19 protein-coding genes are annotated in these 20887 nt (G+C 67.7%); 6 read left to right on the forward strand and 13 right to left on the reverse strand.

The annotated features are described in order from the left end of the window. Positions 1–335: 335 nt before the first annotated feature. The 8 genes from ABH900_RS19930 to rpmB all read right to left on the reverse strand — a co-directional run bounded on the left by ABH900_RS19930 (position 336) and on the right by rpmB (position 7861). Positions 336–782, reverse strand: a complete 447-nt coding sequence (locus ABH900_RS19930; RefSeq protein WP_429624956.1) for a universal stress protein — start codon at positions 780–782, stop codon at positions 336–338. A 263-nt stretch (positions 783–1045) separates the two neighbouring features. Beyond that, the gene (locus tag ABH900_RS19935) at positions 1046–1600 is read right to left on the reverse strand and encodes a hypothetical protein (RefSeq protein WP_429624958.1); all 555 of its coding nucleotides are present in this window, start codon (positions 1598–1600) and stop codon (positions 1046–1048) included. 108 nt (positions 1601–1708) lie between these two features. Further along, positions 1709–2035, reverse strand: coding sequence for a low molecular weight protein tyrosine phosphatase family protein (locus ABH900_RS19940; RefSeq protein ID WP_429624959.1), 327 nt, complete (start codon positions 2033–2035; stop codon positions 1709–1711). Between the two features lie 63 nt (positions 2036–2098). Beyond that, positions 2099–4291: a DNA helicase II gene (gene uvrD / locus ABH900_RS19945; RefSeq protein WP_429624960.1), complete on the reverse strand. Its 2193-nt coding sequence runs from the start codon at positions 4289–4291 to the stop codon at positions 2099–2101. A 9-nt stretch (positions 4292–4300) separates the two neighbouring features. Further along, positions 4301–5722, reverse strand: coding sequence for an FAD/NAD(P)-binding protein (locus ABH900_RS19950; RefSeq protein WP_429624962.1), 1422 nt, complete (start codon positions 5720–5722; stop codon positions 4301–4303). A 59-nt stretch (positions 5723–5781) separates the two neighbouring features. Further along, positions 5782–7200, reverse strand: a complete 1419-nt coding sequence (gene cls, locus ABH900_RS19955; RefSeq protein WP_429624987.1) for a cardiolipin synthase — start codon at positions 7198–7200, stop codon at positions 5782–5784. 246 nt (positions 7201–7446) lie between these two features. Further along, entirely contained in the window at positions 7447–7614 is a 168-nt protein-coding gene (rpmG, locus tag ABH900_RS19960; RefSeq protein ID WP_169411268.1) for a 50S ribosomal protein L33, read from the reverse strand. A gap of 10 nt (positions 7615–7624) precedes the next feature. Then, on the reverse strand, positions 7625–7861 hold the full coding sequence (rpmB, locus tag ABH900_RS19965) for a 50S ribosomal protein L28 (RefSeq protein ID WP_005411638.1): 237 nt from the start codon (positions 7859–7861) through the stop codon (positions 7625–7627). A 278-nt stretch (positions 7862–8139) separates the two neighbouring features. Between rpmB and ABH900_RS19970 the strand changes: the two genes are divergently transcribed. Then, the gene (locus ABH900_RS19970) at positions 8140–9354 is read left to right on the forward strand and encodes a nucleotide disphospho-sugar-binding domain-containing protein (RefSeq protein WP_429624964.1); all 1215 of its coding nucleotides are present in this window, start codon (positions 8140–8142) and stop codon (positions 9352–9354) included. A 13-nt stretch (positions 9355–9367) separates the two neighbouring features. Here ABH900_RS19970 and dnaQ read toward each other — a convergent pair whose 3' ends face one another. Continuing rightward, positions 9368–9877: a DNA polymerase III subunit epsilon gene (gene dnaQ, locus ABH900_RS19975; RefSeq protein WP_429624965.1), complete on the reverse strand. Its 510-nt coding sequence runs from the start codon at positions 9875–9877 to the stop codon at positions 9368–9370. Between the two features lie 55 nt (positions 9878–9932). Next, entirely contained in the window at positions 9933–10826 is an 894-nt protein-coding gene (locus ABH900_RS19980) for a LysR family transcriptional regulator (protein ID WP_429624966.1), read from the reverse strand. Positions 10827–10935: 109 nt separating this feature from the next. On the opposite strand from ABH900_RS19980, the gene ABH900_RS19985 reads away from it, so the two are divergent. From ABH900_RS19985 to ABH900_RS20005, 5 genes are all read left to right on the forward strand, one after another. Then, on the forward strand, positions 10936–11334 hold the full coding sequence (locus tag ABH900_RS19985) for a RidA family protein (RefSeq protein ID WP_429624967.1): 399 nt from the start codon (positions 10936–10938) through the stop codon (positions 11332–11334). Positions 11335–11540: 206 nt separating this feature from the next. Continuing rightward, a complete protein-coding gene (locus ABH900_RS19990) occupies positions 11541–11873 on the forward strand; it encodes a hypothetical protein (RefSeq protein WP_429624968.1) in 333 nt (110 codons plus the stop codon). 56 nt (positions 11874–11929) lie between these two features. Then, positions 11930–13183 (forward strand): TolC family protein, encoded by a 1254-nt coding sequence (locus ABH900_RS19995; RefSeq protein ID WP_429624969.1) that lies wholly within the window; start codon positions 11930–11932, stop codon positions 13181–13183. After that, a complete protein-coding gene (locus ABH900_RS20000; RefSeq protein WP_429624970.1) occupies positions 13180–14385 on the forward strand; it encodes an efflux RND transporter periplasmic adaptor subunit in 1206 nt (401 codons plus the stop codon). The genes ABH900_RS19995 and ABH900_RS20000 overlap by 4 nt, the downstream gene beginning before the upstream one ends. 10 nt (positions 14386–14395) lie before the next feature. Then, positions 14396–17605 (forward strand): efflux RND transporter permease subunit, encoded by a 3210-nt coding sequence (locus ABH900_RS20005; RefSeq protein WP_429624972.1) that lies wholly within the window; start codon positions 14396–14398, stop codon positions 17603–17605. Between the two features lie 128 nt (positions 17606–17733). On the opposite strand, the gene ABH900_RS20010 is transcribed toward ABH900_RS20005, so the two are convergent. From ABH900_RS20010 to ABH900_RS20020, 3 genes are all read right to left on the reverse strand, one after another. Then, the gene (locus tag ABH900_RS20010; protein WP_429624973.1) at positions 17734–19506 is read right to left on the reverse strand and encodes a DUF885 domain-containing protein; all 1773 of its coding nucleotides are present in this window, start codon (positions 19504–19506) and stop codon (positions 17734–17736) included. Positions 19507–19801: 295 nt separating this feature from the next. Further along, positions 19802–20149 carry a lipid-A-disaccharide synthase N-terminal domain-containing protein gene (locus ABH900_RS20015; protein WP_429624974.1) on the reverse strand — a complete coding sequence of 116 codons (348 nt, stop codon included), beginning with the start codon at positions 20147–20149 and terminating at the stop codon, positions 19802–19804. After that, positions 20149–20871, reverse strand: a complete 723-nt coding sequence (locus tag ABH900_RS20020) for a glycosyltransferase family 2 protein (RefSeq protein ID WP_429624976.1) — start codon at positions 20869–20871, stop codon at positions 20149–20151. The genes ABH900_RS20015 and ABH900_RS20020 overlap by 1 nt, the downstream gene beginning before the upstream one ends. Between the last annotated feature and the right edge of the window lie 16 nt (positions 20872–20887).

The following is a 20887-nucleotide window of genomic DNA, read 5'->3' on the forward strand; positions in this document are numbered from 1 at the left end:
CGTGGATCTACTGGGCATCGCGGTGGCCCTATCCACGCATGGCGTGGATCTACTGGGCATCGCGGTGGCCCTATCCACGCATGGCGTGGATCTACCGGGCATCGCGGTGACCCATCCACGCATGGCGTGGATCTACTGGCATCGCGGTGGCCCTATCCACGCATGGCGTGGATCTACTGGCATCGCGGTGGCCCTATCCACGCATGGCAGGGGCCTTTGGCGGTGAGCTGGAGTAGATCCACGCCATGCGTGGATGCTCTTCGGGCCGCCGGAAAAAACAACGCCGGCGCGCATCCTGCGGCCGGCGTCGGGTCCCCTCCCCGGGAACGCTTGAATCAGCGGATGACCAGCACCGGCAGGCTGCTGCGAGCCAGCACTTCGGCGGTCTGGCTGCCCAGCAGCACACGGGTCACACCACGGCGGCCGTGCGAGGTCATCACGATCAGGTCGCTGTTGCGCTCGCCCGCCGTCTCGATGATGCCGTCGGCCGCGTAGCGGTCCAGCACATGCACCGGATTGGCGGTAATGCCCTGCTCGGCGGCCTTGGCCAGCGCCGGCTGCAGCACCTTCTGCGCGCCTTCCTCGCGGTCGGCCTTGTACTCGGGGCTGTTCATGTAGCCCACGCTCCAGCCCATGGCGTCGTACATGCCGACGGCCCACGGCTCGGAGACGGTCACGATATCGACCTCGGCATTGAGGTCCTTGGCCAGCTCCAGGCCCTTGGCCAGGCCCTTGTCGGCCAGCTCGGAGCCGTCGGTGGCAATCAGGATGCGCTTGTACATGGTGGGGCTCCGCGGCGATCGGCCAGATGGGAACAACACCATTACACAGCAGGTGTGCACGCCGTGCCTTGAGCAGGATCAATCCGGCGCCGCGCAGTGACGCGCGAGCATCGCCCGCCAGGCAACGGGCGGGTAACCCATTACCGTAGAGTCGAGGGGGGGGGGCGGGGGCGGGCCCCCCCCCCCCCCCCCCCCCAACCCCCCCCCCCCCCCCCCACCCCCCCCCCCCCCCCCCCTCGACTCTACCTACGGTGACCCGGGCCTCAGGCGATCTGCACCACGCGTGCGTTCCGGCACAGCGGGTAGCTAGCCACGAACTCGGCGATGGCCTCACGCATCACCTCGAACGACTGGCCATACATGTACAGCGCGGTCTCGGTCGGGCCCTGCCACCAGCTGCAGATCTCGCCCAGGCCATCGATGTGCTCGGACAGCTGCTCGAACACGTGGTTGGAATCACACTGTTCGTAGACCTCGTCGGGCAGGTTCAGGCCATCCAGGTAGATGCCCAGACCCTCGGTCACGCCGAAGCTGCGATCCGCCTCGCCGGCACCCTGCACCTTCGAGCCCTTCGGAGCGCCCAGCTGTTCCAGCAGGTCGATCAGCTTGGGCACGCCGGCGGCGTCCACCAGCGCTACCTCGATATCGCCGTATTCAACTTCGCCTTCGTCGGACACCGCGGTGCCACCGCCAACGATCTCACCAATCTCCGACGCCTGCAGCAATGCGTCGAGCGGGTCCTCGAACAGCTCGTGGCGATGCTCGGGCTGCAGCTTGGCGTTCAACGTCACGGTGACATGCAGCGTGGGTTCGGTCATGGTGGCGTTCCTGGAAGATGTGGCCGCTATTGTAGAGTCGCGCTTGCTCGACTGCTTCTGCTGACAAAAGACGGTCGAGCAAGCTCGACTCTACGGGGGGTGATGCGGTCAGCGCAGGAACGGGGTCACCTTGCGCGTGAGCAGTTCCACCAGCGCCGGGTCCATGTAGTCGTAGTCGTCCGGAATATCCAGGCAGATCACCCGCTTGCCATTCAGCCAGGCCTTGTAGCGGGTGGACAGGCGGTTGTGGTGCGCCCGCTCCATCACGAATACCAGGTCGGCCCACTGCAGCAGCTCGGGGCTGAGCACTTCCTCAGCGTCGGCCAGCAGCCCGGCCGAGGCCGTCTCGATGCCCGGCCAATCGGCGAACACCTGCTCGGCCGTCGGGCTGCGCAGGCGGTTCTGGCTGCAGAGGAACAGCACGTTGCGGGTCATGGCTGCAGCGTATCGGGGTCGGATCCCTTTTCCAACGGAAAAGGGATCCGACCCCGGCGGTGATCAGATCACCGTCAGGTTGGCGTAGGCCATCACCAGCCACTTGCTGCCGGCGTCGGCAAATTCAACCTGCACGCGGGCGTGGGCACCGTTGCCTTCGTAGTCGGTCACCATGCCTTCGCCGAACTTGGGATGGGTGACCAGTGCGCCGAGCTTGATCGGTGGCAACTCGATGGAGGCATGGCCCATCACCCGGCTGCTGCCCAGCGAAGCCGGTCGCGAAACCTGCACCTTCGGGCGGACCTCGTGCAGCAGCTCGCGCGGGATCTCGCGCAGGAAACGCGACGGCAGGCTGTAGTTGTCCTGGCCGTGGATGCGGCGCGACTCGGCATAGCTCAGCACCAGTTTCTGGCGTGCGCGGGTGATACCGACGTAGGCGAGCCGGCGCTCTTCCTCCAGCCGCCCGCTTTCCTCCAGCGAACGTGCGCTGGGGAACAAGCCCTCTTCCAGGCCGGCCAGGAACACCAGCGGGAATTCCAGGCCTTTGGCCGAGTGCAAGGTCATCAGCTGCACGCCTTCCTCGCCGGCCTGCGCCTGGCCTTCGCCGGCCTCCAGCGCGGCATAGGCCAGGAACGCGACCAGCTCGTCCATGTCCTCGCCCACTTCCTCGATGTCGTCAGCGCGGCGCACGAAGCGCGACGCCACCGACACCAGTTCGTCGAGGTTGTCGGTGCGCGATTCCGAGTCCAGCACGTTGCGGCTTTCCTTGCTCCAGTGCTCGCGCAGCTGCGAACGGGCCAGCACGTGGTCCACGCGCTCGGCCAGGGTCATGTGCAGGGTCTGCGCCTGCAACTCGTTGACCAGCACCAGGAAGCCGGCCAGCGCGTTGCGCGCACGTGCGGCCAGTGCGCTGCCCTGGGTGACCAGCATGGTCGCTTCCCACAGCGAGATGCCCTGCGCGCGCGCTTCGCGGCGCACTTCGTCCAGCGTGCGGTCGCCGATGCCACGGGTGGGCGTGTTGACCGCGCGCTCGAACGCCGCGTCATCGTTACGGTTGGACAACAGGCGCAGGTAGGCCAGCGCATCCTTGATTTCGGCACGCTCGAAGAAGCGCATGCCGCCATACACGCGGTACGGCACCTGTTCGCTCAGCAATGCCTCTTCCAGCGCGCGCGACTGCGCGTTGCTGCGGTAGAGCACCGCCACTTCGGTATAGCTGCCGCCATCGCGCACCCACTGGCGGGCGCGCTCGACGATGTAGCGCGCCTCGTCCATCTCGTTGTACGCCGCGTACAGATCGATCGGCTCGCCCTCACCGCTGTCGGTCCACAGTTGCTTGCCGATGCGGTCGGGGTTGTGCGCGATCACCGCATTGGCGGCGCCGAGGATGTTGGCGGTGGAGCGGTAGTTCTGCTCCAGGCGGATGGTCTGCGCACCCGGGAAATCGCGCAGGAAGCCCTGCACGTTCTCGACCTTGGCGCCGCGCCAGCCGTAGATGGCCTGGTCATCGTCGCCGACCACGAACACATGGCCGGTATCGCCGGCCAGCACGCGCACGAAGGCGTACTGGATGGCGTTGGTGTCCTGGAATTCGTCCACCAGGATCTCGCGGAAACGGGCGCGGTAATGCGACAGCAGCGCCGGGTTGTCGCGCAGCAGTTCGTGCGCGCGCAGCAGCAGCTCGGCGAAGTCGACCAGGCCGGCGCGGTCGCAGCGCGCCTGGTACTCGATGTAGGCCTGGCGCATGGTTTCCAGCCATGCATCATGCGGCTCGGGCTGGATGTGCTGCGGGCGGCGGCCTTCGTCCTTCTGCGCGTTGATCCACCACGCGATCTGCTTGGCCGGGTACTTGCCGTCGTCCAGCTCCAGCGCCTGCACCACACGCTTGACCAGCCGCAGCTGGTCGTCCGAATCCATCACCTGGAAACCTTCCGGCAGCTTGGCGTCCTGCCAATGCAGGCGCAGCAGGCGGTTGGCCAGGCCGTGGAAGGTGCCGATCCACATGCCACGGCTGCCATTGGGCAGCTGGGCGTCGATGCGGTGGCGCATCTCGCCGGCCGCCTTGTTGGTGAAGGTCACCGCGAAAATGCCGTGGGTCGGCACGCCGTCGACTTCATGCAGCCAGGCGATGCGGTGGGTGAGTACGCGGGTCTTGCCGGAACCGGCACCCGCCAGCACCAGGTGGTGGCCGGGGGGAGCGGAGACGGCTTCGCGCTGGGCCGGGTTCAGGCCATCAAGCAGGTGGGAGACATCCATCCCCTCATTTTACGGCATCGCCGTCGCGGCACCTGCGACCACCTCGGTTGCCAGCGCCTGCGCTTGCTGGCGCAGTTCAGGCACCGCCAGGCTTTCCCACAGGCTGCCGATGCGCAGGCTGCCGAGCACACCCAGCCGTGCCTGCGGCTGGCCGTTGGTGGCGCGCAGGCGGTGGCCCGGCACCGTGCTGTCCAGGCCCAGTCCATGCGGGCCGGGGCGGGCCAGGCCATCGGCCTGCAACTGCTGCAGCAATGGGTTGCGCAGCGCGCTGGCGCGGGTCTCCACGCCGGTAGCGTTGATCACGCCGCCGATCCTCCACTGCTGTTCATTGCCGGAGGTGTCGCGGCCAGACAGCCGCAGCGCATCGCCTTCGCGCCAGACGCGTTGCAGGCGGGCGCGGTGGATACGCAGCTGGCCGCTGTCCTGCAGGGTCTGCAACTGCGCGTCGACCTCTTCGGCGATGCGATGGCGATGCACGTCCCAGTAGCGCACCACATGGCGCAGGAAACGGCGCTGGTCGGCCTCGTCGAGGCTGCACCACAGCGCCTGCCCGTGCGGGCGGATGCGGTCCATCACGCCCTGCCACGGCAGGCCATCAGCCTGTGCCTGACGGGCAAACCCACGCAATGCGTGCAGGCGCTGGCGCAGGTTCATCGGCAGCAGCGTGGCCGGGTCGAAGGTAGGCAGGCCCCCATGCGCGTGCGGCAACGGCAGCAGGCCGTGGCGAGAGATCACATGCAGCGGGCCGCTGTGGCCGGCAGAGACTAGCGCCAGCACGGTGTCGGCCATGCTCAGGCCGGAGCCGACGATAGCCACCGCCTGTTCGCCGGCCAGGGTACGCACGCCGTCGTAGTCCCAGACCTCGATCACGTCATCGGCAGGCAGCGCGTCTGCGCCGGGCACCGGCAGCGGGCGCATGCTGTTGCCGGTGGCCAGCACCACCTGCGCGGCGTGCAGCGTGTGGCCATCGCCGAGTGTCAGCTGGTAGCCGTGGTCATCCGGCTGCAGGCCCAGCACCGGCTGCGCGATCACCTGCAGCTGCGCCGGGCTGGCGGCCACGGCCTCCTGCAGGCGCTGGTGCAGGTAAGCGGCAAAGAAGTGGCGGCACACGTAGCGCTCGCCCAGCACCTCGCGCGCCTCTCCCGGGTAGGCGTTGGCGGCCATCAGGTAGTCGAGGAAATCGCTGGGCTGGTCGGCAAACGCACTCATCTTCGCCGCCGGCACGTTCAGCAGGTGCTCCGGCCACGGCGTGGCATAGGCGATGCCCTGGGCCAGCTGCGAGGCCGGTTCGAAGATCGCCAGCGCCAGCGGCGCCTGGGCCTGGCGCAGTACCTGGATTGCCACCAGCACTCCGGCCGCACCGCCACCGATGATCGCCAGTTCCAGTTCGCCATTACGCGGTGAATCAGTCATGTGCCGATTGTAGGCCATCGGCGATGACGGGCCGGATTGCCGAAACAGGCGGTTGTCTCCGCCTCACATCGGCCGCCTCACATCAACGCGTCGGCCAGCCGTGCGATGCCCTCGCGGCTGCGCCGCCACGTGGGGCGGCTGCGCCACTGCTGCAGATCCAGCTGCCGCGACTCGCGCAGGTAGCCGTCCTCGATCGCGCACAGCTGCTGCACCAACGCGCGGTCGTAGCAGATCAGGCCGATCTCGGCATTCAGCGCGAACGAGCGGATATCCATGTTGATCGAGCCGAGCACGGCAATGTCCTCGTCCACGCTCATGTGCTTGGCGTGCAGGAACTGCGGCTCGTACAGGGCGATGCGCACACCACAGCGCAGCAGCTCGTCGTAGTAGGCCTCCTGTGCCCACGAGGTCAGCCGTTGGTTGTTGCTGGCCGACAGGATCAGCTGCACCTCCACGCCGGACAGCGCCGCAATGCGCAGGGCGCTGAGCGTGGCTTCGTCGGGCACGAAATACGGAGTGACCATCACCAGCCGGCGCCGCGCCAGATGGATCAGCGCCGCCACCGCATCGCGCGCATTGCTGTACGGGTAGGCCGGGCCGCTGGGCAGCAGCTGGGTGGCGATGTCGTCGCTGCATTCGGGCACATCGGCGATCACGTCCAGGCGCTGGCCGGTCTCCATGTACCAGTCGCTGGCGAACACCGCTTCCAGATGCGCCACCGCCGGGCCACGCACGCGCGCCACCAGCTCGCGGTTCGGGTGGCCGGGAACGAACTGCGGGCCAGCCAGGTTCTGCGAACCGACATAGGCCACTTCGTTGTCGACCACCGCGATCTTGCGGTGGTTGCGCAGGTCCATGCGCCCGCTGCGGCGCCAGCGCAGGCCGCCGGGCAGCATCGCCCGCACTTCGATGTCACGCGCTTCCAGACGCTTGCGGTAGGCGCGCAGGCCGCGCTTGGCACCCACCGCATCGAGCAGCACCCGGCACTGCACGCCACGCGCAGCAGCGCGCTGCAATGCCTCGACGATGGCCTCGCCCACCGCGTCATCGAACATCAGGTAGTACAGCAGGTGCACGCGGTCTTCAGCCTGGTCGATGTCGGCGATGAGCGTGTGCAGCGATTCGTCGTAGTCGGTCAGCAGGTCGACCGCATTGCCGTGCACCGGCATGAAATCGCCCTGGCGTTGCACCAGCGGCACGATCTCGGCGCTGGCGGTGTCCGGCTGCGGGGTCCAGCGCAGGCGATGCTGCAGTGCCTGTTCCTCTCGGATCACCTGCGAGGCTTCGGCCTGGCGTCGGATGCGCTCGCGCGACAGCCACGGGTGGCCGAACAGCAGGTACAGCGGCAGGCCCAGCAGCGGCACGAAGCCGACCAGCAGCAGCCAGCTGCGCGCCGCCCCCGGCGTGGTGCGGGTGGGGATCCAGCACAGCGCGACCAGCCGGATCAGCCAGTCGATCAGCAGCAGATAGGAACCCAGCAACCACTCGAACAGCATCGCGTCGCCCGTCGGGAGGTGATGGGCCATTCTGCCCACCGGCCTTTGTAGAGTCGAGCCGCGCTCGACCGCCTTGAACCAGCGTGTCGACCAAGGTCGACACCTACCAGGCGTGGGGACAGCGTGCCGACCAACGGTCGGCACCCACCGGGGTCGGGGCGGTCGGCACCCTCCCCGGGAATGCCGGGCATGAAAAAACCCGCCACAAGGGCGGGTTTCTTCGCGGGGACCAGCAATCCTTGCGGATTACTTGATCTTGCCTTCCTTGTACAGGACGTGCTTGCGCACGACCGGATCGTACTTCAGGAATTCCATCTTCCCCGGGGTGTTCTTCTTGTTCTTGTCGGTCGTGTAGAAGTGGCCGGTACCGGCCGAGGAAATCATACGGACCTTATCGCGCTTGCCTGCCATGATGCTTTACTCCTCAGACCTTTTCGCCGCGCGCACGCAGCTCAGCCAGAACGGAATCAATGCCGTTCTTGTCGATGGTGCGCAGTGCATGCGCGGAAACACGAAGCTTGACCCAGCGGTTCTCGCTGGCCACCCAGAAACGGCGCTCGTGCAGATTCGGCAGGAAACGACGACGGGTCTTGTTGTTGGCGTGCGAGACGTTGTTACCCGTCTGCACTCGCTTGCCGGAAACCTGGCATACGCGGGACATTGCGCACCTCGATAGTAGTAGTTGTCAGCCCGTAGCCCGGGAGACGGCGGCCTCGATGGTTGCCCACCACACGTCAAGAGAATCAAAGGGTTACGCTGGCGTTGGGCGGCCGGGGACGTGCTCCCGGGGGCGCCGCCCGGTAGAAAACCGGACACAGCGAGCCGCGCATTATGCACGCGTTCAAGCACTTGCGCAAGTTACCCACAGGCCGAGGCTGAATGCGCCAGGCTGCGGCACCGCCAACCGGCATACTGGCACGGATCACTGCGGAGCCTTCCATGCGGCTGCTGGCCCTGACCTACGGAACCGAAGGCGATACCCGCCCCCTGGCCATGCTCTGCCATGGGCTGATCGGCGCAGGCCACGAGGTGACACTGCTGGCCGATGGCGGCACCTTGGGCAGCGCGCAGGCGCTGAATGTGCCCCATGCGGCTCTTGAAGGTGACATCCATGACGAAGTGGTCGCGCTGGTCTCGCGTGGCAACGGTGTTGCCGCCGCCAGTAGCGGACTGGCACGGATGGCGCTGCAGCATGTCAGCGGCTGGATGCACCAGACCGATGCCGCTGCCGAAAGCTGCGATGCGATTCTGACCGGTGGCTTGGCGGCCTTTGTCGGCATGAGCGTGGGCGAACGCCGCGGGATGCCGGTCATCGGCACCGGCATGATTCCGCTGAGCCCGACGCGGGCGTTCCGCTCTCCGTTCCTGCCGCCGGGACGCTCGCCGGGCTGGTTGAACCGGGCCAGCTACGGGCTGGTCAACGGCCTGATCTGGCGCCAGTTCCGCTGGCCGATCAACGCGGCCCGCAAGCAGCTGGGGCAATCGCCGCGCCGCTCGCTGTGGTCCGGCCTGCCGATGCTCTATGGCATCTCGCCGCAGCTGCTGCCGCCATCGACGGACTGGCCGGCCGACCACATCGTCTGTGGCCAATGGCGGCTTCCTGATGCGCCCTGGACGCCGCCGGCCGATCTGCAGGCCTTCCTCGACGCCGGGCCGCCGCCGGTGTATCTGGGCTTCGGCAGCATGACCGGCTTTGATCGCGAACGCGTGTTGCCGGCCCTGCTGAAGGCGCTGGCACCGCGCCGTGTCCTGCTGTTTCCCGGCTGGGTGGGACTGCCTGCGATGCGCTTGCCCGATTCTGTCTTCGTACTGGGCCCGGCCCCACACGAAGCGCTGTTCCCGCGCTGCGCACTCGTCATTCACCATGGCGGCAGCGGCACCACGCATTCGGCCTGCCGCGCCGGCATTTCCTCGCTGGTGATGCCGTTCGCCGCGGATCAGTTCTTCTGGGCCGATCGCCTGTATCGGTTGCGGGTGGCGCCGGCGCCGCTGTCACCGAAGCGACTGGACGCAGCAACGCTGGCAGCAGCCATCACCTTCGCTGAAACCGACGCAACACGTGCACGCGCGGCTGCCTTGGGCGTGGCGATGAGCAAGGAGGACGGGGTGGCATGCGGCATTGAAATGATCGAGCGCTGGTTGCGGCCGGCGTAACAGCGGCCATGCCTCAACGCAGGTGCGGAATCACCTGGGCCAGCAGATGGGCATCCTTCAGCGCGCCGTGCAGGCCCCGGTTGCCGGGAATGCGCAGGCGCTGCAGCACATCGTCCAGCTTGTTGCCCTGGCCGGGCCAGCGCCCCCGCGCCAGCTTCAGGCTGCAGGTGATGCGGCAATGCTGGGCCAGCGTGCCGGGGATGCCAGCCAGGCGCAGCTCGTTGTCCAGGAAGCCCACGTCGAAGGTAGCGTTGTGCGCGACCATCTCGCTGCCGCGCAGGAAGTCCAGCAGTTCGGCGGCCTTGCTGGCGAACAGCGGCTTGCCCACCAGCATCGCATCGCTGATGCCATGCACGCGCTGCGCGCCCCAATCGACCTTGCGCTGCGGTTGCAGGTAAGTGTGGAACTGGCGGCCAGTAAGCTGGCCATCGATCAGTTCGACAGCACCGATCTCAATCACGCGATGACCCAGGCGGTGGGAGATACCCGTGGTTTCGGTATCCAGTGCGACGATACGACTCATCAGGGTGTGCGTTCTCCAGTGCATGCATCCGGATTTTCGCACGCGACCGATGCACTCACCCCAACGCTTCCACCACCCAATCGATGAACACCCGCAGCCGCTGGCTCATGTGCCGGTTCGGCGGAAACATCACATGCATCGGCATCGGCGGCAGCTGCCAGTCCTGCAGCAGCGGCAGCAGTTCGCCATGCGCCACGTGCGGCGCGGCCATGTAGCTGGGCAGCGCCACCACACCCAGGCCCGCCAACCCAGCCGCCAGATAGGCGTTGCCGTCATCGAAACCGACCGTATAGCGGCCCTGCACTTCGATGCGCTCATCACCGCGCTGTGCGCTGAACACCCGTGCGCGGCCACTGCGCGGGCTGAGGAAACCAACCATGTGGTGGTTGGGCCCTTCCAGCGCGCGCGGGTCGGTCGGCAGGCCGAAGCGCTGCATATAGCCCGGGCTGGCGTGGAAACCGATCGGCAGCGCGGCCAACGGCCGCGCCACCAGTGCCGTGTCGGCCGGAGTGCCGCCGCGGATCACGCAATCCACGTTGTCGGCGATGACATCGACCTCGCGGTCGCTGACGCCGATATCCAGCTGGATCTCCGGGTAGCGCGCCTGGAAATCCGGTAGCGCCGGCACCAGCCGCAACCGCGCGTAGGGCCCGGGCACATCCACCCGCAGGCGACCGCGTGGTTGGGCAGCCGCGTCGCCAAGGCCACCTTCCACCTCGTCCAGTTCGGCCAGCAGGCGCGCGATACGCGGGTAATAGGCCGCGCCGTCGGCGGTGACGCTGACCCGGCGCGTGGTGCGGTTGAGCAGGCGCAGCCGCAGGTGCGCCTCCAGCTGCTGCACCAGCTGGGTGACCGTGGTGCGGCTGACCTGCAGGGTGTGCGCGGCGCGGGTGAAGCTGCCGGTTTCCACCACCCGGGCAAATGCCCGCATCGCCTCGAAGCGGTCCATGGCGGGCCACGATTATTTGGAATTGACGATCAATCTATGCCGATCATCTCGGTTTATCCAGACAGCGCTGGCGGGGAGGATGGCGTCTTCATCCCACGGGATCTTCCCCATGTCACAGCGTGAAGTCGTTTTCCCCGCCGGGCGCCAGGCCCTCTACGAGCGCAACCGCTACTCGCCGGCGATCCGATCCAACGGTTTCCTGTTCGTTTCCGGCCAGGTCGGCAGCCGCGAGGACGGTTCGCCCGAGCCGGACTTCGAGGTGCAGGTGCGCCGCGCCTTCGAGAATCTCAATGCGGTGTTGGCTGCCGCGGGCTGCACGTTCGATGACGTGATCGACGTGACCGTGTTCCTGGTCGATCCGGAAACGAACTTCGAGAAGGCCTGGGCGATCGTGCCGGAGTATTGGGGCCAGGCGCCGCACCCGACCCTGACCGGTATCGGCGTGACCTGGCTGTACGGGTTCCAGTTCGAGATCAAGGTGATCGCGAAGCTGCCGGCAGACCGGTAGCGCCGGCCGCTGGCCGGCAACGTGTCAGGGTCAGAGCCCTTTCCAGAGGAAAGGGATCCGACCCCACTGGCCGGAAGGCATGCCGACCAAGGTCGGCACCTACCAGAGCAGACGAGCGCCGCCCACCTGAACGGGAGATTCCGACGTATTCCCGAAGCGGCCATTGATATTGTATCCGGCGAAAACCGCTTGCTAGCCTCCCCTTCATGCGCTGGATCACCCGCCACCTCCGTTCGACCCTGCTGATGCTGCTGATGGCGGCATTCGTGGTCGTGCCGGTGGCCGATGCCCTGGCGTGCACGGTGGAACCGCACGCCAGTACGGTGCACGTGGAGTCCGCACCGGATTCCGATGGCGATACCGACGGCAAGCATGTCGGTGCCTGTGGCCACAATCACTGCCACCACTCCAACCTGAGCCTGCCGGCGCATACGATCGCCGGCCTCGGTGCGCCCCTGCCGGCGCGCTGGATGATGGCAGGCGATGCGGCGACCTATGCGGTCGCCCAGGATGAATTGACGCGTCCACCCCGGGCGTGAGTTGAGCGCGTCCCGCGATTGCGGGCTCCCGTTTCACTCACAACCGGAATCCCCCTATGTCGATCCTGACACCTCGGTCGCCGCGTGCGGCCGGGCTGGTCGTCGCTGTGCTGCTGGGCCTGGCCCCGGCGGCATCGGTGATGGCACAAGCCGCACCTTCGTACGACACCCTGCTTGAACGCCTGGACCAGCTGCCCGGCACCCGTGTGGGTACGGCACTGGCCGAGGCCGCCGATGCGCGCGCCGACCAGGCCCGTGCGTTGCCCAATCCCTCCCTTTCCTACTCGGCCGAAAACGCCTGGGGCTCCGGCACCTACCGTGGCATGGGCAAGGCCGACACCGTGCTCACCCTGTCCCAGCCGTTGGAGGTCTGGGGCCAGCGTGGCGCGCGCGTCCGTGCCGCCCGGGCCGAGGCACAAGCCGCTGCCCTGCGTGGTTCGCAGAGCCGCAGTGATGTCGCCAGTCAACTGGCGGTGGTCTACGCACAGGCGGAAAGTGCATTGCGTCGTTACGCCCTCGCCGGCGAAGCGCTGACCCTGACCCGCGACGATGCGGCTGCCGTCAACGCGATGGTCAAGCAGGGCCGCGAACCACAGCTGCGTGCCGTGCAGGCACAGAGCGAAGTGGCCAACGCCACGGCGTCGCTGGATGAAGCACAGGCGTTCCGCGATGCCGCACTGGCCCGCCTGGCCGGTACCGCGCTGCTGGATGCGCCGGTGCAGTCGATCGACAACAGCCTGCTCGACCGCGCGCCGCCGCTGCCACGTGGGGCCACCGACGTGGCGCTGGCGGTGCGCATCGCCGAAGCCGAAACGGAAGCGGCAACCCGCCTGGTCGACGTGGAGCGCAAGCGCGCCCTGCCCGACCTGAGCGTCACCGCCGCGCAGACCCGCTTCCGCGAAGGCGGCGAGCGCGCCTACAACCTCGGCGTCAGCCTCAGCATCCCGCTGTTCGACCGCAACCGGGGTGGCATCCGAGCCGCCAATGCCGACCAGCGTGCGGCCGAGGCCCGCCTGGACCAGCAGCGCCGCGACAGCGAGGCCGAGCGCCTGTCCGCCGTGGCCGGGCTGAAGGCGGCCGGCAGCCGCACCCGCGCCGCCGATGAAAGCGTGGTCGCCGCCGAAGAGGCGTATCGCCTCGCACGCGTCGGCTTCGACGCCGGACGCATCTCGCAGCTGGAACTGCGCAGCACGCGCAGCGCCCTCATCGCCGCCCGCGGCACCGCCGTGGATGCGCGCCTGTCGCGCGTCGGCGCGGAAATCGATCTTGCCCGCCTGGAAGGGCGCGCACCCTTTGTGGAGGCCCCATGACTCTCTCCCGTTCCTTCCCCCTGATCGGCGGCCTCCTGCTGACCGTGTTCCTGGCCGGCTGCGCCGGTAACGCGCAGACGCCTGCGAATGAAGACCCCGCTGCGGCCAAGGCCGGCACGGACGATGGCCACGGCCATGCTGCCGACAGCAAGGACGCCAAGGCAGAAGCCGCGAAGGCGCCGGCTGACGCCGATGAAGGTCTGGTCCAGCTGACGCCGGAGCAGATCAAGGCGTCCGGTATCGAGGTGGTCGCGATCGGCCGCGGCGGTGGCGGTTCAACCCGCCTCGCCGGTCGGGTCGAGCCCTCGGTCGGCGCCCGTGCATCGGTGGCCTCCACGGTGACCGGCCGCGTTGAACGCGTGCTGGTTGCACCCGGCACAGCGGTCAAGCAGAACCAGGCACTGGCCATCGTGGTCAGTGGCGAGGCCGCGGTGTTCCGCGCCAATGCGCTGGCCGCATCGGCCGAAGCCGAAGCCGCACGCCTGGCCTATGGCCGCGACAAAGCCCTGGTCGACCAGGGCGTGGTCGCCCGCCAGGAAATGGAAGCTTCGCGCGCACGTTCGCTGGCGGCACAGGCACAGGCCGCTGCCGCACAGGCGCAGGCGGCCGCCAACGGTGCGCCCGATGCCAGTGGCCGCGTGCGCATCACCAGCCCGGTGGCCGGCATCGTCGGCAACGTGCAGGTCACCCCAGGTGGCGTGGTGGCCGCCGGCAGCGCGGTGGCCGATGTCGCCGATCCATCGATGAACGAGCTGGTGTTCACCGCACCGCCGGCGCTGGCCGCGCAGGTCACCCCGGGCATGAAGCTGGAAGTGAGTGTGCCGGGCGGCAGCTTCACCGCCACCGTCACCGGCTCGGCCGCCGACGTGCGCCAGCAGGGTGGCGTGGCAGTGATCCGCGCCACGCCGGTGGACGCCTCGTTGCCACCGGCCGGTTCGCCGGTGTCGGCGGTGGTGGTCACCGAGGGCCAGGACGGTTCGCTCAGCGTGCCCGCCGATGCGGTGCAGAACGTCGATGGCAGCAGCGCGGTGTTCGTCGCCGTCGACGGCGGCTTCAAGGCGCAGTCGGTACTGGCCGGCCGTCGCGCCGGCGATCGCATCGAAATCCTCGGCGGGCTGAGCGGCAACGAGCGCATCGTCGGCACCAACGCCTTCCTGCTCAAGGCCGAGCTGGCCAAGGGCGAAGCCGAGCACGGCCACTAAGGAACCGACCATGTTCAAGCTCATCATTGAAACAGCGGTACGGCACCGATGGCTGGTGGTGTTCCTGGCCGCGCTGATCGCGGCCGTGGGCCTGTTCCAGCTCGGCAAGCTGCCGATCGACGCGGTACCGGACATCACCAACCGCCAGGTGCAGATCAACACGGTGGCGCCGGCGCTGACCCCGGAGCAGATCGAGCGCCAGGTGACCTATCCGCTGGAAACCGCGCTGGCCGGCATTCCCGGCCTGACCACCACCCGTTCGCTGTCGCGCAATGGCTTCTCGCAGGTGACCGCGATCTTCACCGATGCCACCGACATCTACTTCGCGCGCCAGCAGGTGGCCGAACGCATGCGCGAAGCGGCCGATGACCTGCCCGATGGTGCATCGCCGATGCTGTCGCCGGTCACCACCGGCCTCGGCGAAGTACTGATGTGGACGGTGGACTTCACCACGTTCGATCCGGCCAAGCTGGCCGAGCCCGGTGAAGCGGGCTGGCAGGCCGGCGAGGTCTACCGCACGCCGGAAGGCAACCTGCTGCGTACGCCGGAAGAACGCGCGACCTACCTGCGCACCGTGCAGGACTGGATCATCGCGCCGCAGATGCGCTCCAGCCCGGGGCTGGCCGGCGTCGATACGGTTGGCGGCTACGTGAAGGAATACGGCGTGCATCCGGACAGCGCCCGCCTGGCCGCGCATGGCCTCGGTCTGGCCGACCTGGTCACCGCGCTGCAGCGTTCCAACGTGCAGGCCGGCGCCGGTTTCGTGCAGCGTGCCGGCGAAGGCCTGGTGGTGCGTGCCGATGGCCTGGCGCTGACCACCGAGGATCTTGCACAGGCGCCGGTGGCCACCCGCAATGGCGTGGTGGTGCGCGTGGCCGATGTGGCCGAGGTCGAACTGAGCCGTGCGCCGCGCCTGGGTGCGGCCAGTCGCAACGGCCACGAGGCCGTGCTGGGCACCGCGCTGATGATTGCCGGTGGCAACAGCCGCACCGTGGCGCAGGCTGCTGCGGCGCGCCTGGAGCAGGTCAACAAATCACTGCCGGCCGACATCGTGGCGGCGCCGGTGCTGGACCGCAGCGTGCTGGTCAACTCCACCATCAAGACCGTGGCCAAGAACCTCACCGAGGGCGCGCTGCTGGTGGTGGTGGTGCTGTTCCTGCTGCTGGGCAACCTGCGTGCAGCCACCATCACCGCGCTGGTGATTCCGCTGTCGTTCCTGTTCGCGGTGATCGGCATGAACCGCTTCGGCATCAGCGGCAACCTGATGAGCCTGGGTGCGCTGGACTTCGGCATCCTGGTGGACGGTGCGGTGATCGTGATCGAATCGACGCTGCTGATGCTCGGCCAGCGCCGCGCCGAACTGGGACGTGCGTTGACCGCGATGGAGCGCCTGCGCGTGGCCGCCGATTCGGCGATGAAGATGGCGCGGCCGGCAGCGTTCGGCCAGCTGATCATCCTGCTGGTATTCGCGCCGATCCTCACCCTGGAAGGCGTGGAGGGCAAGACGTTCCACCCGATGGCAGCGACCTTCATGCTGGCCCTGATCGGTGCCTTCATCTTCTCCTTCACTTTCGTGCCGGCGATGGCCGCACTGCTGGTGCGCGAACCGAAGGTGAAGGATGGCGACGCACATTCCGAGGATGGTGAGCACGAGACGAAGCTGATCCGCGTGCTGCGTGCCCGCATCGAACCAGTGATCCGCACGGCCGTGGCGCATCCACGCTCGGTGGTGGCCGGTGCGGTGATGATGGTGGTGGTGGGCATCGGCTCGTTCACGTTGCTGGGCCGCGAGTTCATGCCGACGCTGGATGAAGGCAATGTGGCGATGCAGGCCCTGCGCGTGCCCTCGACCTCGCTGGAGCAGTCGCTGGCGATGCAGCTGGCGCTGGAGAAGGCGATCGCCAAGCAGCCGGAAGTGGAGACCGTGTTCTCGCGCACGGGTACCGCCGAGGCGGCGATCGATCCGATGCCGACGAACATCTCCGACAGCGTGATCGTACTGAAGCCGCGCAAGGACTGGCCCGATCCGAAGCTGGACAAGGAGGCGCTGGTGGCCCGCTTCGAAAAACTGGCCGGGCAGCAGCTGGGCAACAGCTTCGAGTTCAGCCAGCCGATCGAGCTGCGCTTCAATGAGCTGATTTCCGGCGTGCGTACCGACCTGGCAGTGATGATCTTCGGTGATGACTTCAGCCAGCTGCAGAAGGTGGCCGACCAGGTAGCGCTGAAGCTGCGTGCGGTGGATGGCGCAGCCGACGTGCGGGTGGAGCAGATCTCCGGCCTGCCCACGCTCAACGTGGCGATCGATCATGTGGCGGCGGCGCAGTACGGGCTGACCGCAGCAGATGTCAGTGATGCGCTGTCCACCGGCATCGGTGGTACGGCGGCCGGCAAGATCTTCGAAGGTGATCGCCGCTTCAACGTGGTGGTACGCCTGGACGATGCCTCGCGCAATGATCCGGACCAGCTCGCGTCACTGCCGATCGCCACGCCGTCGGGGCTGGTGATTCCGCTGTCGTCGGTGGCGCGCATCACCGTCAGCGAAGGACCGAACCAGATCAGCCGCAACAACGGCAGCCGCCGCGTGGTGGTGCAGGCCAATGTGCGTGGGCGTGACCTGGGTGGTTTCGTCGGCGAGGCCCAGGCAGCGGTGGCCGATGTGACGCTGCCGCCGGGTGCCTACCTGACCTGGGGCGGCCAGTTCGAGAACCTGCAACGCGCGGAAAAGCGGCTGGCGACGGTGGTGCCGGTGGTGTTCCTGCTGATCGGCAGCCTGCTGTTCATGGCCCTGCGCAGCGGCAAGGAGGCGGTGCTGGTGTTCAGCTGCGTGCCGTTGGCGCTGGTGGGCGGCATCCTCGCCCTGCTGCTGCGTGGCATGCCGTTCTCGGTGTCGGCGGCGGTCGGCTTCATCGCCGTCTCCGGTGTGGCCACGTTGAACGGCCTGGTGCTGATGCAGGCGATCCGTGAGCGCCTGGATGCCGGTGACCTGCCGCTGCACGCGGCGATCAACGGTGCCTCCAGCCGTATCCGCGCGGTGCTGACCACGGCACTGGTGGCGATCGTCGGCTTCATCCCGATGGCCATCGCCAGTGGTTCCGGTGCGGAGGTGCAGAAGCCGCTGGCCACGGTAGTGATCGGTGGCCTGATCACCGCCACCGTGCTGACCCTGTTGGTGCTGCCGACCTTCGCTGCGCGCGTGGCCAAGCCGCGTCCGGTGGGCTGAGGTTGGGGGTCGGAGCCCTTTCCATGGGAAAGGGATCCGACCCCGTGACAGGGTCGGATCCGCGCCATCGGCGGGGCTCTGACCCGATCACATCACGCTCGCCGGGCATGGCCCGGCGACGCGTCCGGTCAGGCCTTCTTGCGTTCGGCGATGTAGGCCTGGATCTGCTGTTCCAGCACGGGCAACGGCACCGAGCCCTGCTTCAGCAGGGTGTCGTGGAAACCCTTGATGTCGAACTTGTCGCCCAGCTCCTTCTCGGCCTGCGCACGCAGGCGCACGATGGCGATCTCGCCCAGTTTGTAGCTCAGCGCCTGGCCCGGCCAGGAGATGTAGCGATCCACTTCGGTGGTCACTTCATGCTCGCTCAGCGCGGTGTGGTCACGCAGGTAGGCCAGCGCCTGGTCGCGGGTCCAGCCCTTGCTGTGCACGCCGGTGTCGATCACCAGGCGCGCGGCACGCCACATTTCGTAGGTCAGGCGACCGAAATCCTCGTACGGGGTCTCGTAGATGCCCATTTCCACGCCCAGTTTCTCGCAGTACAGCGCCCAGCCTTCGCCATAGGCGGAGATGTAGGCGTTGCGGCGGAACTCGGGCAGGTTCTTCTGCTCGGCAGCGATGGCGCCCTGCAGGGAGTGCCCTGGGTCGGATTCGTGCAGGGTCAGTGCCGGCAGGTTGTACAGCGGGCGCGACGGCAGGTTGTAGGTGTTGAGCCAATAGGTGCCCATGCCACCGCGGCCGGCGGTCCAGAACGGCGCAATGTCCGGCGGCACCGGCACGATGGTGAAGCGCGCGCGCGGCAGCGTCATGTACTTGCCCAGCTGGCCGTCCGCCCGCTTGGAGATCCACGCCGCGCGCGACAGCAGTTCTTCCGGCGTCTTGGCATAGAACTGCGGGTCGGTACGCAGGAAGGTCAGGAAGTCGGCGAAGCTGCCCTTGAACTTCACCTGCTTGATGATGTCGTTCATCTCGCTCTGGATGCGTGCGACTTCGTCCAGGCCGATGCGGTGGATCTCGTCCGGCGACAGGTCCAGCGTGGTGTACTCGTGGATCTGCTGCGTGTAGTACGCCTTGCCGTCCGGCATCGCTTCAGCGGCCAGGGTGGTGCGCGCCTGCGGCACGTACTCGTTGACGAAGAAGGTGCGCAGCTGCTGGAACGCCGGCACCACCTTGCCGCTGATCGCCGCACGCGCCTGCGTCTGCAGCTTGGCCTGCTCGGCAGCCGGCAGGGTGTTGGGCAGCTTCTTGAACGGCGCGTACAGCGGCGATTCGGTCGGGTCCTTCAGTTCGGCGACGGTGGCGATGGACACCTCGCGGCCATCGAGCACCGCACGCGGCACGCTGAAACCGCGCTTCAGGCCGGCGCGCATGTTCTCGGTCTGCTGGCCGAAGTAGCGCGGCACGTCATTCAGGCGCGCGATGTAGTTCTGGTAGTCCTGCGCGGTCTTCATCTCGCGCCGGGCCATGAAGGACAGGTTGGACCAGAACGAGGAGTCGGCGTTGAACGGCATCTCGTAGCCACGCAGGCGGACTTCTTCGGCCAGGTTGAACACCTGGTCGCGGTAGATCGCATAGTTGATCTGGTTGTCGGGCGACAGGGTCTTCGGGTCGATCTTCTTCAGTGCGGCCAGGGTCTCGTCCCACACCTTCAGGCGCGCCTGCTGCGCGGCCGGGCCGACGTCGGGCATGCGGGTGGCGTTGGCCGGAGCGTCTTCGTCCTCGCTGGCCTCGCCGCCTCCTTGCTGGCGCCACTTCCATTCCTTCTCGTACAGCGCGCGGAAGGCCGCGTCGGCGGGCGATTCGGTGGCCACGCTGGCTGGCGCGGCGGCGGCGGGCGGTGCGGCCAGGGCCACGGCGGGGGCGGACAGGGCAATCAGCAGGGCGACAGCAAGACGGGTTTTCACGAGCACAGGTTCCCGGAAAGGCAGACCCCGATCATGGCACCGCCCACCGCCTGTGGCATGGGACGAAGGTCCTGCCTGCAACGCAGGCAGGACCGGGCTCCGGCTGCTCTGGTAGCTGCCAACCTTGGTTGGCACCTCGGAAACCCAGCGCCGACCAAGGTCGGCATCTACCGGGGTACCGCCGCTGAACATGCAGTAGATCCACGCCATGCGTGGATGCGCCGGGGATCCTGACGGGGGTCAGAGCCCTTTCCTGCGGAAAGGGATCCGACCCCGAGCCCCTACCCCGGGGCCCTCAGTGGCTGGCCTTGTCGCGCTTCCAGCCGCGGTGCTTGATGTCCAGGTGCAGGCTGTACAGCGCGGTGAACGCCGGGAACAGGTTCTGCAGCACGCCCACCGAGTCCTGCTTGGCCGAGAACAGGAAGTAGCTCAGCGTCATCAGGCTGCCGACCACGCTCATGTACCAGAACAGGCGCGGGATGACCGGCTTGCCAGCACGCTTGGAGGCGACGAACTGGACCAGCCAGCGGCCACCGAACATCAGCGCACCGGTGTAGCCGATCAGCTTCCAGCCAGTCACATGCAGGCCGGTCCAGTACAGCCAGGTCAGCGGCTGGTCGAGCCAGGGCAGCTCCAGCATCATCAACGCTCCTCCACCGCAGTGCGCTTGCTGCGGGTGATCAGCCAGGCCACGCCACGCAGGTCACGGATGCCGACCAGGGCGCGGCCCAGGTTGTTGTACTTGGACACGCCGGCGGTACGGTGGCGGTGGTTGACCGGCACGCTGGTGGTCTGCCAGCCCGCACGCTGCATCAGCGCCGGCAGGTAGCGGTGCATGTGGTCGAAGTACGGCAGATCGAGGAACGCGCTGCGCTCGAACAGTTTGATGCCGCAGCCGGTGTCCGGCGTATCGTCGCGCAGCATGCGCGCACGGATGGCGTTGGCCCAGCGGCTGGCCCAGCGCTTGCTGCCACTGTCCTGGCGGTTGACGCGCCAGCCGGCGAACAGCTTCACCTGCGCCTGGGCCGCATCGCGCGCAGCCAGCAGCTTGGGAATATCAGCCGGATCGTTCTGGCCATCGCCATCGAGGGTGGCGATCCACGGCGCGCGCGCGTGCTTGACGCCGGTGCGCACGGCGGTGCTCTGCCCACTCTGGTTCACATGGTGCAGCACGCGCAGTTCCGGCGTGGTGGCCTTCAGGCCCTGCAGCACCGCCAGCGTGTCATCACGCGAATGATCGTCGATGTAGACGATCTCGAACGGCAGCCGGCCGCGCAGCGCAGCGGTGATTTCGGCGACCAGCGGGGCGACGTTGTCGCGCTCGTTGAACACGGGGACGACAACGGAAAGCTCGGGTTGGCTCATGGGGGACTCGGCCAAG

The sequence above is a fragment of the Stenotrophomonas sp. AN71 genome, from assembly GCF_050435725.1.
Taxonomy (GTDB): Bacteria; Pseudomonadota; Gammaproteobacteria; order Xanthomonadales; family Xanthomonadaceae; genus Stenotrophomonas.